Raw genomic sequence first — 14,827 nt, 5'->3', positions numbered from 1 at the left:
CCGGGTGAAGTCGAGTCTTCACAAACAGAAACGGGCGCCCGAAGGCGCCCGTCCCTGACCCGGTAGCACCGGCCGTTGGCCGGCGTCCCGATGACTCAGTAGCGGTAATGTTCCGGCTTGAACGGACCGTCCACCGGCACGCCGATGTAGTCGGCCTGTTCGGTGGTGAGGGTGGTCAGCTTCACGCCGATCTTCTCCAGGTGCAGGCGCGCCACTTCCTCGTCCAGCTTCTTCGGCAGCAGGTACACCTTCTTCTCGTAGCTGTCCTTGTTCGCCCACAGGTCGATCTGGGCCAGGGTCTGGTTGGCGAACGAGTTGGACATCACAAAGCTCGGGTGGCCGGTGGCGCAGCCCAGGTTGACCAGGCGGCCTTCGGCCAGCAGGAAGATCGCATTGCCGTTCGGGAACACGTACTTGTCCACCTGCGGCTTGATGTTGATGTGCTGCACGCCCGGGAAGCCCACCAGCGCATCGACCTGGATTTCGTTGTCGAAGTGGCCGATGTTGCAGACGATGGCCTGGTCCTTCATCGCGCTCAGATGCTCGATGCGGATGATGTCCTTGTTGCCGGTGGTGGTGACGTACAGGTCCGCACGGCCCAGGGTGGATTCGATGGTGTTGACCTCGAAGCCTTCCATCGCCGCCTGCAGGGCGCAGATCGGATCGATTTCGGTCACCACCACGCGCGCGCCATAGGCACGCAGCGAAGCGGCGCAGCCCTTGCCCACGTCACCGTAGCCGCAGACCACGGCGACCTTGCCGGCCAGCATCACGTCCATCGCGCGCTTGAGGCCGTCGGCCAGCGATTCGCGGCAGCCGTACAGGTTGTCGAACTTGCTCTTGGTGACCGAGTCGTTGACGTTGATCGCCGGGATCAGCAGCGTGCCGGCCTGGGCCAGCTGGTACAGGCGGTGCACGCCGGTGGTGGTTTCTTCCGAAACGCCCTTCCAGTCCTTGACCACGCGGGCCCAGTAACCCGGGCGCTCCTTGGCCACGCGCTTGAGCAGGTTCTTGATGACCTGTTCTTCGTGCGAGGCGGCCTTTTCGTCGACCCAGGTGCTGCCGTTCTCGAGCTCGTAGCCTTTGTGGATCAGCAGGGTGACATCGCCGCCGTCATCGACCACCAGTTCCGGGCCGGTCAGGGTGCCATCGGGCAGGGTGAAGGTCAGCGCGTCCAGCGTGCAGTCCCAATACTCCTCCAGCGACTCGCCCTTCCAGGCGAACACCGGGGTGCCCGAGGCGGCGATCGCGGCAGCGGCATGGTCCTGGGTCGAGAAGATGTTGCACGAGGCCCAGCGCACGTCGGCGCCGATGTCCTTCAGCGTTTCGATCAGCACGGCGGTCTGGATGGTCATGTGCAGCGAACCGGTCACGCGCACGCCCTTCAGTGGCAGGGTGGCGGCGTGCTTGCGGCGGATCGACATCAGGCCCGGCATTTCGTGCTCGGCGATATCCAGTTCCTTGCGGCCCCAGTCGGCCAGCGAGATATCGGCAATCTTGTAATCACCTTCGGCGGAGAAGGTCTTGGCAACAGCGTTCATGCAAAAGCTCCGGTAATGGACGAATGGCTCGTCTTCGCCGGGCGCCGTTGGAACCAGCCCTGCCACCGAGCCTGGCCGTGCGGATCGGGTCCGGCAGCGGTCGCAGCGCCCCTCGGTGGAGGGGATGCCCATTATATCCCGGCGCACCACCCGGGCATGAATCGGTGCCGGCCCCCAACCATCGGCAGGGGGGCAAACCGCGCCCCGCTGTTAAGGTCCAAGGTTTGCACAGCATGGGGTGGGAAGATGACAGGCAATGACCATACGCGCCGCGCGCGCTGGAGCAGCCGGCTGATCGTGGGCATGGCCTTGTTGGCGGTGGCACCGCTGGCGCTGGCGGCAACGCCCACTGCCGGCAGGAAGGCACCGCCGGCCGCTGCGGCCTCGGCCGGGCAGGGTTACCAGCTGCCGTCGCCCGCGTTGCAGGCGGTAGCCAATGCGCCGCGCCCGCCCACCTTGAGCCTGTCGCCGCGCCGCGACCTTGCCGCCCTGCTGCAGACCCCGCCACTTCCGTCGATCAACGAGGTGGCCCAGCCCGAGCTGAAACTGGCGGGTGTGCGGATCAACCCGGCTACGTATTCGGCCAGTACGTTCACGTTTGCCGACAAGCTGTGGCTGATGAACATCGCTGACGGCAGGGAGCGCCAGATCACGGGCCTGCCGCAGCCGTTGTCGGTCGCCTCGCTGGCCTGGTCGCCGGACCAGCAGTACCTGGCCTTCAACCAGGTGCACGCCGCCAGCGGCGCCAACGAGCTGTGGATCATCGACGTGGCCAGCGGTAGTGCGCGCCGCCTGCTGGCCGATCTCAACACCGTGTTGGGCAGTGGCTACAGCTGGCTGCCCGACAGCCGTGGTCTGCTGGTTACCCAGCAGGTCAAGGGCCAGGGCCCAGCGCCCGCCCCCGGCGGCATTCCGACCGGACCGGCGATCCAGCAGACCCAGGCCGATGCCGGCGTGCGTGCGATCCGCACCTACCAGGACCTGCTGGGCAACGAAGCCGACGCGCGCCTGTTCGATCACTACGCCAGTGCGCAGCCGGTGCGGGTCGCGCTCAACGGGGTGGCCGCGCCGCTGTCGACCCCCGGTGTCTACCTGGATGTCAGCCTGTCGCCGGATGGACAGCATGTGCTGGCCCAGCGCGTACAGCGTCCGTACTCCTACCTGGTGCCGGCCGACGATTTCCCGCGCCGCATCGAAGTGCTCTCCGCCGCCGATGGCCGGCTGCAGCACACCGTGGCCACCCTGCCGCTGGTGGAAGGCCTGCCGACCGGCAACGACGCGGTGCCGACCGGTGTGCGTGAGGTGAGCTGGCGCGCGGATGCGCCGGCCACGCTGGTCTGGGCTGAAGCCCAGGACGGCGGCGACCCTGCCCGCGAGACCAAGGTGCGCGATGCGGTGCTGATGCAGGCTGCGCCGTTCGAGGCGCCGCCGGTCACGCTGGCGCAGTTGGGCAGCCGCTATGCCGGCATCCAATGGGGACGGGGCGACCTGGCGCTGCTCAACGAGGCGTGGTGGAAGTCGCGCGTGGTCAAGCAGTGGCGGATCGCGCCGGACCAGCTCGACCAGGCGCCGCAACTGCTCTCCGAACGCTCTTCGCAGGACCGCTACAACGATCCGGGCAAGCCGGCGCTGGTGCGCGACGTGAACGGTCGCCCGCGCCTGCAGATCACCGCCGATGGGCGCAGCATCTTCCTGATCGGCCAGGGGGCCTCACCGGAAGGCGACCGCCCGTTCGTGGACCGCTTCGACCTGGACAGCCGCACCGCCACCCGCCTGTTCCATTCGCAGGCACCGACCTATTCGCTGCCGCAGGCGCTGCTCGACCAGGAAGGCACCTCGGTGCTGCTGACCCGCGAATCGCCCGATACGCCGGCCAACTACTTCGTGCAGTCGCTGGACGACGCCACGGCCGCACCGCGCGCTTTGACCCGTTTCGAACACCCGTTGCCGCAGCTGCGCGGGGTGAGCAAGGAGCAGATCCGCTACAAGCGCAACGACGGCGTGGACCTGACCGCGACGCTGATGCTGCCGCCCGGCTACAACGCGAAGAAGGATGGCCCGCTGCCGATGCTGATGTGGGCCTACCCGGGTGAGTTCAAGACCGCTGCGGCAGCCAGCCAGGTGACCGATTCGCCGTACCGTTTCAACGCGATCAGCTACTGGGGGCCACAGGCGTTCCTGGCCAAGGGCTATGCGGTGCTGGTGAGTCCGTCGATGCCGATCATCGGCGAAGGCGACAAGGAGCCCAACGATACCTACCTGCCGCAGCTGGTGGCCAACGCCGAAGCGGCAGTGGATGAAGTGGTGCGTCGTGGCGTCACCGACCGCGAGCACATCGCCATCGGCGGGCACTCGTATGGTGCGTTCATGACCGCCAACCTGCTTGCGCATACGCGCCTGTTCAAGGCCGGCATCGCGCGCAGCGGCGCCTACAACCGCACGCTCACCCCGTTCGGGTTCCAGGCCGAAGAACGCAACTTCTGGCAGGCGCAGGACGTGTACCTGAAAATGTCGCCGTTCAACTTCGCGGACAGGATCAAGGATCCGATCCTTTTCATCCACGGCGAGGACGACAACAACTCCGGCACCTTCCCGATGCAGAGCGAGCGGATGTTCGCTGCGGTGAAGGGGCTGGGCGGTACGGCGCGGCTGGTGATGCTGCCCAACGAGTCGCACCACTACCGTGCGCGCGAGTCGTTGATGACCATGCTGGCCGAGAGCGAGCGTTGGCTGGAACAGACGATCGGGCCGGGGAAACAGACGAAGTGATGTGCGCGGGGTTGACGCCCGGTGCGTAGAGCCACGCCCTGCGCGGCTGGCGGAGAACCGGACAACACATGCAATTGAAACCATTTGCGCGGCAGGGATTGCCGCGCATTCTGGGTTAGGCTTGATGCGATTCCGTTCCCGAGGCCAGTGCGTCGCAGATGAACGAGTACCGCAGCAGCATCGTCTTTGCCACCCCCGACATTCCCCTGCGTGACGATGTGCGCCGATTGGGCGCGCTGGTCGGCGACCTGCTTGCCGAGCAGGTGTCCACGCAGTTCTTCGATGATGTGGAACAGGTGCGTACGCGCGCCATCGCGCGCCGTGAAAGCGATGCGCCGCTGTCCGACCTCAACGATGCGCTGACCGGGCTGCCGCCCGACCGTGCCGAAGCGATGGTGCGTGCGTTCAGTACCTACTTCCAGGTGGTGAACATCGCCGAGCGGGTGCACCGCATCCGCCGCCGCCGCGATTACCAGCGTGCCGGCACCGCCGCGCCGCAACCGGATGGCCTGCAGGACGCGCTGCAGCAGCTCAAGGCCCAGGGCGTCACCTTGGATGAGCTGGCCAGCTGGCTGCCGCGTATCGACATCGAACCGGTGTTCACCGCGCACCCGACCGAAGCAGTACGCCGCGCGTTGCTGGAAAAAGAGCAGCTCATGGTGGCCAGCCTGGTCGACAACCTCGACGGCCAGCGCACCCCGGGCGAGGCCGCCGCCGATGCGGCGCGTTTCCGCATGGCGCTCACCGCGTCCTGGCAGACCACCGATTCCTCGCCGGTGCGCCCCACCGTGGACGACGAGCGCGAGCACGTCGGCTTCTACCTGGTGCAGGTGCTGTACCGGGTGATTCCGGTGCTGTACGAATCGCTGCAGCAGGCGCTGCTCGATACCTACGGCGACAGCGTGCCGCTGCCGCGCCTGCTGCGCTTCGGCACCTGGGTGGGTGGGGACATGGACGGCAACCCCAACGTGGACGCCGGCACCATCCGCAACACCCTCGATGCGCAGCGCCAGGCGGTGCTGAGCCGCTACCAGAAGGACCTGCTGCAGCTGGCCAGCCTGCTCAGCCAGTCCACCGAGCGGGTCGCGGTCAGCGACGCGCTGCAGGCACGGGTGGCGCACTACCAGCAACTGCTGCCACGGGTGGTCTCGCGCCCGCGCCATGCCGACATGCCCTACCGCCTGCTCAACGACCGCATGCGCGCGCGGGTGCAGGCAACGGTGGAGGACGCCGAGGGCGCCTACGCCTCGCCACAGGAGCTCGAGGACGACATCACGTTGATCCTCGACAGCCTGCATGCCAACAAGGGCGACCACGCCGGTGGCTTCGCGGTGCGCCGCCTGCTGTGGCGGGTGCGCACGTTCGGTTTCCACCTGGCCCGCCTCGACGTGCGCCAGGAGTCGAGCGTGCATGGACGTGCGCTGGCCAGCGTGCTGGACGGCCAGCAGGCCTGGGACGCGGCCGATGCGATTGCCCGTGCGCGCCGGTTGGCGCCCTTCGCCAGCGGTGAGCAGGCGCTGCCGGCCAGTACGGAGGAGGGCGGGCAACGCCTCGATGCGGTGTTCGCCGCGCTGGCCGATGCCCGCCGCCGCCACGGTGCCGATGCGTTGGGCACCTATATCATTTCCATGGCGCATGACCGCAGTGACGTGCTGGCGGTGCTGGCGCTGGCACGGCGTGGCGGGCTGGTCGATGACGCCGGTGCGGTGCCGTTGGACATCGCCCCGCTGTTTGAAACCGTGGACGACCTGCGGCGCGGCACCGACACGCTGCGCGACCTGCTGGCCGACCCGGTGTACCGCGCGCACCTGGCCGCGCGCGATGACGTGCAGATGGTGATGCTGGGCTACTCCGACAGCGGCAAGGATGGCGGCATCGCCGCTTCGCGCTGGGGCCTGCAGCGCGCCCAGGTGGAACTGCTGGACGTGGCGACCGGGAGCGGTATCCGGCTGACCTTCTTCCATGGTCGCGGCGGCTCGATCAGCCGCGGTGGCGGCAAGACCACCGATGCGGTGGATGCCTCGCCACGCGGCAGCATCGACGGCCGCCTGCGCGTGACCGAACAGGGCGAGGTGATCCACCGCAAGTACGGGATCCGCGCGCTGGCGCTGCGCTCGCTGGAGCAGTCCACCGGCGCGGTGCTGCGCTCCAGCCTGCGCCCGCGTGCGCCCGAGCCGCGCGAGGTGCAGTGGCGCCCGGTGATGGACCTTGTGGCGGAGAAAAGCGCCGAGGCCTATCGGGCGTTCGTCGGCCAGCGCGATTTCATGCAGTACTTCCGCCAGGCAACGCCGATCGATGTGATCGAACGGATGACCCTGGGCTCACGGCCATCGCGCCGGCTGGGCGAGGATGCGGCGTTGACCAACCTGCGTGCGATTCCGTGGGTGTTCGCCTGGAGCCAGGCGCGTGCGGTGATTCCGGGCTGGTATGGCGTGGGCAGCGGGCTGCAGGCGGCGATGGATGCCGGACACGAAGCCGCGTTGCAGGAGATGGCGCGCGACTGGCCGTTCTTCAGTACCTTCCTGGACGACATCGCGATGGTGTTGTCCAAGGGCGACATCACCATCGCCGAGCAGTTCTCGCGATTGGCCGGTGCGCTGCACGCCACGTTCTTCCCGCAGATCCAGCGCGAGCTGGCGCTGACCGGGAAGCTGATCCTGGATATCACCGGGCAGGACGAACTGCTGCAGCACGACCAGCGCCTGGCGCTGTCGATCCGCCTGCGCAATCCCTACATCGACCCGATCAGCGTGCTCCAGGTGGACCTGCTGCGCCGCTGGCGGGAAAGCGGTGGCGAGGATGACGAGGTGCTGCGCGCACTCGTAGCCTGCGTCAACGGCGTATCACAAGGCGTACAGAATACCGGTTGATCCATTCCCTGGATGCAAGCCACCCCGGTAGCGCCGGCCGTTGGCCGGCCCAAGCGGTGTATCCGCAGGTCCGGTAGCGCCGGCCGTTGGCCGGCCCAAGCGGTATATCCGCAGGTCATCAAGGCCGGCCAACGTTATGCCCGCCGTCCTGGCGGGCACCCTTCGGGCCGTTGCTGCGCGACGTTGAGAACGGCTCCTGCCGTTCTCTTCGGCGCTACCGGGGTTTCAGGATCCGTCCGAAGACGGTGGATTGGACGCCAGCAGCTCGCGCTGGCGCTGTTCCATCTCCGCCCGCAACTGCCTGCGCAGCAGCGCGGCCGCCTGGCGGCGGCGCTGGTCGCTCGATTCCAGCTGCAGCGGCGGCACCGGCGTCGGGCGGCCGTCGTCATCCACCGCCACCATCGTGAAGAAGCAGCTGTTGGCGTGCCGCACGCTGCGCTTGAGGATGTCCTCGGCCACGACTTTCACCCCGACCTCCATCGACGAGGTGCCGGTGTAGTTCACCGAGGCCAGGAAGGTGACCAGCTCACCCACCGCAATGGGCTCGCGGAAGGTCACCTGGTCCACCGACAGGGTGACCACGTAACGGCCGGCGTAGCGGCTGGCGCAGGCATAGGCAACCTGGTCGAGCAGGCGAAGCACCGCGCCGCCATGGACCTTGCCGGAGAAGTTGGCCATCTCCGGCGACATCAGCACGGTCATGGTCAGCTGGTGGGATTTGATATCGGTAGGCATGGGGGGATTGTAGCGCTCCAAACGAAAACGGCCCGCTTGCGCGGGCCGTTCTCAACAAACCGCCGGGCAGAGCCCGGCGCTACGCCGTGTGTTATTTCAGTTTCGCATCGGCGCGCAGGGCGGCGGCGCGGTCGGTCTTCTCCCAGGAGAAGGCCGTGGCGTTGACCGTGTCACCGGCAGCGTTGAGGTAGCTGAAGTCCTTCGGCTTGCGGCCGAAGTGGCCGTAGGCCGCCGTCTGCTGGTACATCGGGTGGATCAGGTCCAGCATCTTGATGATGCCGTACGGGCGCAGGTCGAAATGCTTGCGGATCAGCTTTTCGATCTTGTCATCGCTGATCTTGCCGGTGCCGAAGGTGGTGACCGAAATCGAGGTCGGCTCGGCCACGCCGATGGCGTAGGAAACCTGCACTTCGCAACGATCAGCCAGGCCGGCGGCCACGACGTTCTTGGCCACGTAACGGGCCGCGTAAGCCGCCGAACGGTCGACCTTGGACGGATCCTTGCCCGAGAACGCGCCACCACCGTGACGGGCCCAGCCGCCGTAGGTGTCGACGATGATCTTGCGGCCGGTCAGGCCGCAGTCGCCCACCGGGCCGCCGATCTCGAACTTGCCGGTCGGGTTGATGTGGAACTTGGTGCCCTTATGCAGCCACTTGGCCGGCAGCACCGGCTTGATGATCTCTTCGCGGACGGCCTCGATCAGGTCCTTCTGCTTGATCCCCGGGGCATGCTGGGTCGACAGCACCACTGCGTCGATGGCCGCCACGGCGCCGTTTTCATAGCGCAGGGTGACCTGGCTCTTGGCGTCCGGGCGCAGCCACGACAGCGGCGAGTTCTTCTTCTTGCGGATCTTGGCCTGCTGCTCGACCAGGCGGTGCGACAGGTGGATCGCGGCCGGCATGTAGCTGTCGGTTTCGTTGGTGGCATAGCCGAACATCAGGCCCTGGTCGCCAGCGCCCATTTCTTCGGGCTTCTTGCGGTCCACGCCCTGGGCGATGTGCGGCGACTGCTTGCCGATCAGGTTCAGCACGCCACAGGTGGCGCCGTCGAAGCCGACGTCGGAGCTGTCATAGCCGATGTCCAGGATCACCTTGCGGGTCACCGCTTCCAGGTCGATCCAGGCGGAGGTGGTGATTTCACCGGCCACGATCGCCACACCGGTCTTGACCATGGTCTCGCAGGCCACGCGGGCACGCTGGTCCTGGGCAAGGATCGCGTCCAGCACCGCATCGGAGATCTGGTCGGCAATCTTGTCCGGATGGCCTTCGGAGACCGATTCGGAGGTGAACAGGTAGCTGGACATCAGGCGTAATATCCTTTGATTCGGATGGAAAGATGGGCGCGAATGATACACGGCAAGTCACGCTGTTGCATTGTGGCCCAGTGGGGGTTGCCCATGGTTAAGCCGGCGTGCCCACCGCCAAAGGCCGCCGAAGCGTGATTGCCCCCCACCATAGGCCCCCAGCGTTCCACCAGCGTGACACCGCCCCATCCCAGACGACCCCCACCCCGGGCGACCAGGGATCGTGGTGACACGCCATGCGTGTCAAAGCCATGCCCCTGCGCCCATACACCGCCTCCATCGCGCACCCGTCATCCGCCTGCCGCCAAACGGTCACGCGCCTGCCGCACGCCAGGCGCAGGCTCCCGGCCATTCAGCCGCCGGGCAGGAGCACGCGCCATGCACGCCATCGAGCAGCGTCTGCGGTATCACGGTGTGGACCGGGGCGATGTCGGCCGACCCCCGGGGCCGGATGGCCACCTGGCCTGCGACCTGGATGAGCCGCACCGGCCACCTGCCGTGAGCGGTCCGGGCCCGTGGCGGCGGACGGTGTTCCTGTCCGACGTCCACCTGGGCTCCCGGCATTGCCACGCCGCCGAACTGGCCGCCTTCCTCGGCCGCCTGCGCTGCCAGCGCCTGTACCTGGTCGGCGACATCATCGACCTGTGGTGGCTGGCGCACCGTCGCGCCCGCTGGAACGCGGCACACAGCGAGGTGATCCAGGCGCTGCATGCGTTGCGCCGGGCGGGCACCGAGATCGTCTACATTCCCGGCAACCACGATGCTTCGCTGCGGCAGTTGTGCGGGCTGATGCTGCCGGCCATGCGGGTGCGCCGTCGCGCCATCCACACCACCGCCGATGGCCGCCGGCTGCTGGTGGTGCACGGCGATGACTACGACGGGGTCACCCACTTCGGCGACCTGCAGGAGCGCTTCGGCGACTGGCTGTACTACCGCATCCTCACCGGCAACCGCCTGCTCAACGCGGTTCGGCGCCGGCTGGGCCTGCGCTATTGGTCGCTGTCGGAGTTCCTGAAGAAGCGCAGCAGCGCGGCCGAGCGCTACATCGAACGGTTCGTGCAGGCTGGCCTGGCCGATGTGCGCCAGCGCGGCTTGGACGGCATCGTGTGCGGTCACATCCACCGCGCCGCGCTGGTCGAGCGCGACGGCCTGGTCTACGCCAACGACGGCGATTGGGTCGAGAGCCTGACCGCCCTGGCCGAAGACCCCGACGGCAGCCTGCGCCTCATCGACCACCACGGCCACACCGTGGTGCAGCTCGTCGCGCTGCGCAGGGCCGCCGCCTGACACCGCCGTCCCGTACCATCGACGAATGGATTCCCTAAGCCAGATCGTTCTGGGCGGCGCCGTCGCCGCCGCCATCGCTCCCGCCGGCCACCGCCGCGCCGCCCTGCTTGCCGGCGCCGCGCTGGGCACCCTGCCGGACCTGGATGCACTGCTGCTGGCCTTCACCGTTACCGACCCGGTGGCGCTGATGACCGAGCACCGCAGCTACAGCCACTCGCTGCTGGTGCTGCCGTGGGTGGCGCTGCTGATCTGGTGGGGATTCAAGCGTTTCGGCCATGGCCGCGTGGCGCAGGCACCGGGGCGCTGGTTCTGGGCGATCCTGCTGGCGTTGATCACCCACCCACTGCTCGACGCGTTCACCGTCTACGGCACCCAGCTGTGGTGGCCGTTCACCCCGCCGCCGACGATGTGGTCCAGCGTGTTCATCATCGACCCGTTGTATACGGTGTGGCTGCTGCTGGGCTGCGTGGTGGCCTGGTTCGCGCGCAGCCGGCCACTGGCGCAGAAGGCGTTGCTGGCCGGGCTGGTACTGAGCACCGGGTACCTGGGCGGGTCGCTGCTGGCCAAGCAGCAGGTCGAGCGCCAGGCCGACCGCGCGCTGGCGGCGATGGGGCTGGGCGATGCGCCGCGGTTCTCGGTCGCCACCCCGTTCAACACCCTGTTGTGGCAGGTGGTGGCGATGACGCCCAGCGGTTACGTGATCGGCGAGCGTTCGTTGGTGGCCGACAGCGGTCCGATGACGTTCCGGGGCTATCCGTCAAACGTGCAGGCCTTGCGCCAGGCTGCCCATGTTCCAGCGGTGGCGCGCCTGAACTGGTTCAACCGCGGTTTCATGCGCGCGCAGGTGGTCGATGGCCAGCTGCAGCTGAGCGACCTGCGCATGGGGCTGGAACCGGACTACACCTTCACCTTCGCGGTGGCGCGCGCCGACGGCGAGCGCTGGGTGGCGATCCCGCCCGAGCAGCTGCGCCCGGCCTATGAAGGCGAGGAGGGCAGGGCGCGGGTGAAGCGCCGCTTCGCAGCGATGTGGGAGCGCATCTGGAACGCGCCGGCGGACGTGAACGCACCGACCACGAATGCACCCCACCGGTAGGGGCGCATCCCGATCGACCGCCGGTAACGGTGCCGCGCTTCAATACACCGTGGCGCGCGCCTGCACGAACGAGAAGAAGAACACTGCGTTCGGGTCGTTCTGCACCAGGCTGAACTCGCGGCGCATGCCGTCCACCGTTTCCTGGTCCACCAGCCCGGCTTCCAGCAGCGGGGCGGCGGCCGACAGCAGCAGCTGTTCCCAGAACGCGATCATGGTCTTGCGCCGGGCAGGTTCGCGGTTGTCCAGGTGGATGGTCTTGATCTCGGTGTGCACGTCGCGGAAGCCACCGGCCAGCAGCAGGTTGCCAAGCTTGGCGCCCACGAACGGGTCGCCGCCGTGGTCGTACTGGAAATCGTTGAAGGCCATCCAGTAGCGCCAGATGTGCGGCGAGTACGGATCGAGCAGGAACGAGGCATTCATCACTTCGGTCACATACACCGGCGAGCCGGGCACCAGTACGCGGCGCACTTCGTTGAGCACGCGCGCGGGCGAGGGCACGTGTTCGAGCACCCAGCACAGGAAGGCCGAGTCGAATTCGCGCGCGCCGAACGGCAGGTTGCCGGCGTCGGCCTGCAGCAGGGTGTAACGGTCGCTGCACCAGGGCGTCTTTTCCAGGTTCTGGCGCGCGGTGGCCAGCTGCGCTTCGCTCAGGTCCACGCCGGTGACGTGCAGCTCGGGGAAGCGGCGCAGCAGGATTCCGGTCTGCGCGCCGACGCCACTACCCACTTCAAGCAGGCGCTGGGCGCCGCTGTAGTCGATGGTGTTGAAGATGGACGACTCCAGCAGCCGGGCCTGGGTGAGCAGACGGTGCTGTTCGGTGTCGGAGAAGCCGTGCAGGTAGGTGGGTGCGGCAATCGGGGTCATGGCGGTCACGTGGCGTCGAGGCAGGCTCGGCAGTGGGGGTGGATCAGGCAGCGGACGACAGCGGTTCGCCGGCAGCCAGTGCAGAGAAATATTCGGTGGTCAGCGCAATCTGCGCATCGGCATTCTCGGCACGGTTGACCACGGCGCGGAACGCGGCATTCTCGGGGCGATCCTTGGCATACCAGCCAAGGTGCTTGCGGGCGATGCGCACGCCCTGTGGTTCGCCGTAGAAGTCATGCAGGGCGTGCAGGTGGCCGAGCAGGATGTCGCGCACTTCGTCCAGCGACGGCGGCGGCAGCAGGGTGCCGGTAGCCAGGTAGTGCGCGACTTCGCGGAAGATCCATGGGCGGCCCTGAGCGGCGCGGCCGATCATGACGGCGTCGACGCCGGTGTGCGCCAGGACGTGCGCGGCCTTCTGCGGCGAATCGATGTCGCCGTTGGCGATCACGGGAATGCGCAGGGCGGCCTTGATGGCGGCGATGGTCTCGTATTCGGCGCTGCCGGTGTAATGCTGGTCGCGGGTGCGGCCGTGGACGGCGAGGGCGGCGATGCCGCTGTCTTCGGCGATGTGGGCGATGCGCGGGCCGTTGCGGTGGTCGCAGTCCCAGCCGGTGCGGATCTTGAGGGTAACGGGCACTTCGACGGCGTTGACGACGGCACCGAGGATGCGGGCAACGAGGTCTTCGTCGCGCATCAGGGCCGAGCCTGCCCAGGCGTTGCAGACCTTCTTGGCGGGGCAGCCCATGTTGATGTCGATGATCTGGGCGCCGTGGTCGACGTTGTAGCGGGCGGCGTCGGCGAGCTGCTGGGGCTCGGTGCCGGCGATCTGGACGCTGATGGGGTCGGGTTCGCCGGCATGGTCCATGCGGTGCAGGGATTTGCGGGTGGTCCAGAAGCGGGGGTCGGAAATGGTCATTTCAGACGCGGCCAGGCCGGCGCCCAGGCGCTTGCACAGCAGCCGGAACGGCTTGTCGGTGACGCCGGCCATGGGGGCGAGCACCACGTTGGGCTGGATGTTGTAGGGACCAATCTGCATGCCGGCATTGTAGTGCCGGCCCATGGCCGGCAACCACGCAAACCCCTGCGATCCAGCGCCAGGTTCAGGCCAATCCGGAAGGCTCTGATGCCATACGGGCATCAACAGATGCTTGACGGTTGCTTCCCACGCCCCCAAGGCTGCGGGATGTTGGACGGTTGGGTGGGTAGCCCCGGCCGTTGGCCGGACACCGCGCGCAGCGCGGCCCAAGCGTCCGAAGGCGGTCACGCAACGATCGCGACAAGCCATCCGGCGTTTACAACATCCGAAGCCGCGCGTCAGGCGCTCATGACCCTGAAACGAAGAGCAGCCGGCCAACGGCCGGCGCTACCGCGCGCCTCGTCTCTGCGGCCTTATACGTCCGCGGGCGTGAAATGTGGCATCGCCACGGCGGCGCCTTCCTTCTCCGTCGACTTGCCGGCGAACTGGTTGGCGAAGCGGACGTGGCGCGAGAAGGGGGCGTCCGGGTCCTGGGCCAGCGAGGCGACCAGGGCGCCGTTGAAGGCGTCGCCGGCGCCGGTGGTGTCGACCACCTGGACCTGTTCGGCGCCCACGCGATAGTACGGCTGGGTGTCGCCGCGCAGGTTCTCTTCGGCGTGCGAGACGAACACGCCGACGGCGCCGAGGGTGACCACGACGGTGCCGTTGCCGACCAGCTTGCGGCACAGCGCGTGCAGGCTGGCGCCGTCGAGGGCGGCAACGTCGTCGGCGTCCACGCGTTCGCCGACATGGCGGCCGAGCAGGGCGGCGAACTCGGTTTCGTTAGGGGTGAGCACGTCGGCGAGCTTGAGCAGGCCGATGCTGGAGGGGGCGTCGGCCGGTGCGGCGTTGAGCACGGTGGTGGCACCGGCTTCGCGGGCGATGGCCAGGGCTGCTTCGATGGTTTCGACCGGCGATTCGAGCTGGGCCAGTACCACCTTGGCAGCGGTCAGCAGCGCGCGCTGCTGTTCGATGTAGGCGGTGCTGAGCGCTGCATTGGCGCCGGGGCCGATCACGATGGTGTTGCGGCCTCGGCTGTCGACGTAGATGCCACCGGTGCCGGTGGGCTCGGTGCTGACTTCGACGCTCAGGGCGAATCCGTCCTGCTCGGCCAGGCCACGGGCCATGGCGCCGCCGACGTCATCGCCCAGGGCGCACAGGAGGGTGGTCGGGGCGCCGGCACGGCGCGCGGCCACGGCCTGGTTGAAGCCCTTGCCGCCGGGGCCGGTGCTGTAGCGGCCGGCGATGGTCGCGCCCGGGGCGGGGAGCGATTCGCAACGCCACACATGATCCACGTTGAAGGAACCGACAACGACGACACTGCTACTCATAAAGACTGTTTCTCAGGGA

General features: G+C 67.8%; 10 protein-coding genes and 1 riboswitch. Of the genes, 4 read left to right on the top strand and 6 right to left on the bottom strand.

All coding sequences use genetic code 11. From position 1 onward, the window contains the following. Positions 1-95: 95 nt before the first annotated feature. Positions 96-1,541, bottom strand: a complete 1,446-nt coding sequence (gene ahcY, locus WIX41_RS05990; RefSeq protein ID WP_339446193.1) for an adenosylhomocysteinase — start codon at positions 1,539-1,541, stop codon at positions 96-98. Positions 1,542-1,573: 32 nt separating this feature from the next. After that, a riboswitch (S-adenosyl-L-homocysteine riboswitch) is annotated at positions 1,574-1,661 on the bottom strand. Positions 1,662-1,787: 126 nt separating this feature from the next. On the opposite strand from ahcY, the gene WIX41_RS05985 reads away from it, so the two are divergent. Continuing rightward, positions 1,788-4,310: an alpha/beta hydrolase family protein gene (locus WIX41_RS05985; protein ID WP_339446192.1), complete on the top strand. Its 2,523-nt coding sequence runs from the start codon at positions 1,788-1,790 to the stop codon at positions 4,308-4,310. A gap of 158 nt (positions 4,311-4,468) precedes the next feature. Beyond that, positions 4,469-7,180, top strand: coding sequence for a phosphoenolpyruvate carboxylase (ppc, locus tag WIX41_RS05980; RefSeq protein WP_339446191.1), 2,712 nt, complete (start codon positions 4,469-4,471; stop codon positions 7,178-7,180). A gap of 225 nt (positions 7,181-7,405) precedes the next feature. Here ppc and WIX41_RS05975 read toward each other — a convergent pair whose 3' ends face one another. Both WIX41_RS05975 and metK read right to left on the bottom strand, forming a co-directional pair. After that, a complete protein-coding gene (locus WIX41_RS05975) occupies positions 7,406-7,915 on the bottom strand; it encodes an acyl-CoA thioesterase (protein ID WP_339446190.1) in 510 nt (169 codons plus the stop codon). Positions 7,916-8,006: 91 nt separating this feature from the next. Further along, a complete protein-coding gene (gene metK / locus WIX41_RS05970; RefSeq protein ID WP_214905395.1) occupies positions 8,007-9,218 on the bottom strand; it encodes a methionine adenosyltransferase in 1,212 nt (403 codons plus the stop codon). A 378-nt stretch (positions 9,219-9,596) separates the two neighbouring features. Here metK and WIX41_RS05965 point away from each other — a divergent pair, with 378 nt between their 5' ends. After that, positions 9,597-10,505 carry a UDP-2,3-diacylglucosamine diphosphatase gene (locus WIX41_RS05965; RefSeq protein WP_339446189.1) on the top strand — a complete coding sequence of 303 codons (909 nt, stop codon included), beginning with the start codon at positions 9,597-9,599 and terminating at the stop codon, positions 10,503-10,505. Between the two features lie 25 nt (positions 10,506-10,530). Beyond that, positions 10,531-11,598 carry a metal-dependent hydrolase gene (locus tag WIX41_RS05960; RefSeq protein ID WP_339446188.1) on the top strand — a complete coding sequence of 356 codons (1,068 nt, stop codon included), beginning with the start codon at positions 10,531-10,533 and terminating at the stop codon, positions 11,596-11,598. A 39-nt stretch (positions 11,599-11,637) separates the two neighbouring features. Here the strand turns inward: WIX41_RS05960 and WIX41_RS05955 are convergent, their stop codons facing one another. From WIX41_RS05955 to WIX41_RS05945, 3 genes are all read right to left on the bottom strand, one after another. Further along, the gene (locus tag WIX41_RS05955) at positions 11,638-12,462 is read right to left on the bottom strand and encodes a class I SAM-dependent methyltransferase (RefSeq protein WP_339446187.1); all 825 of its coding nucleotides are present in this window, start codon (positions 12,460-12,462) and stop codon (positions 11,638-11,640) included. A gap of 43 nt (positions 12,463-12,505) precedes the next feature. Next, positions 12,506-13,498 (bottom strand): tRNA dihydrouridine synthase DusB, encoded by a 993-nt coding sequence (dusB, locus tag WIX41_RS05950; RefSeq protein WP_339449423.1) that lies wholly within the window; start codon positions 13,496-13,498, stop codon positions 12,506-12,508. A 353-nt stretch (positions 13,499-13,851) separates the two neighbouring features. Continuing rightward, positions 13,852-14,808 carry a ribokinase gene (locus WIX41_RS05945; RefSeq protein WP_339446186.1) on the bottom strand — a complete coding sequence of 319 codons (957 nt, stop codon included), beginning with the start codon at positions 14,806-14,808 and terminating at the stop codon, positions 13,852-13,854. Positions 14,809-14,827: the final 19 nt, after the last annotated feature.

This window comes from Stenotrophomonas sp. AB1(2024), assembly GCF_037482345.1.
Lineage (GTDB): Bacteria > Pseudomonadota > Gammaproteobacteria > Xanthomonadales > Xanthomonadaceae > Stenotrophomonas.
Note: the sequence above shows the minus strand (reverse complement) of the source record. Positions and strands in the feature narration are given on the sequence as shown.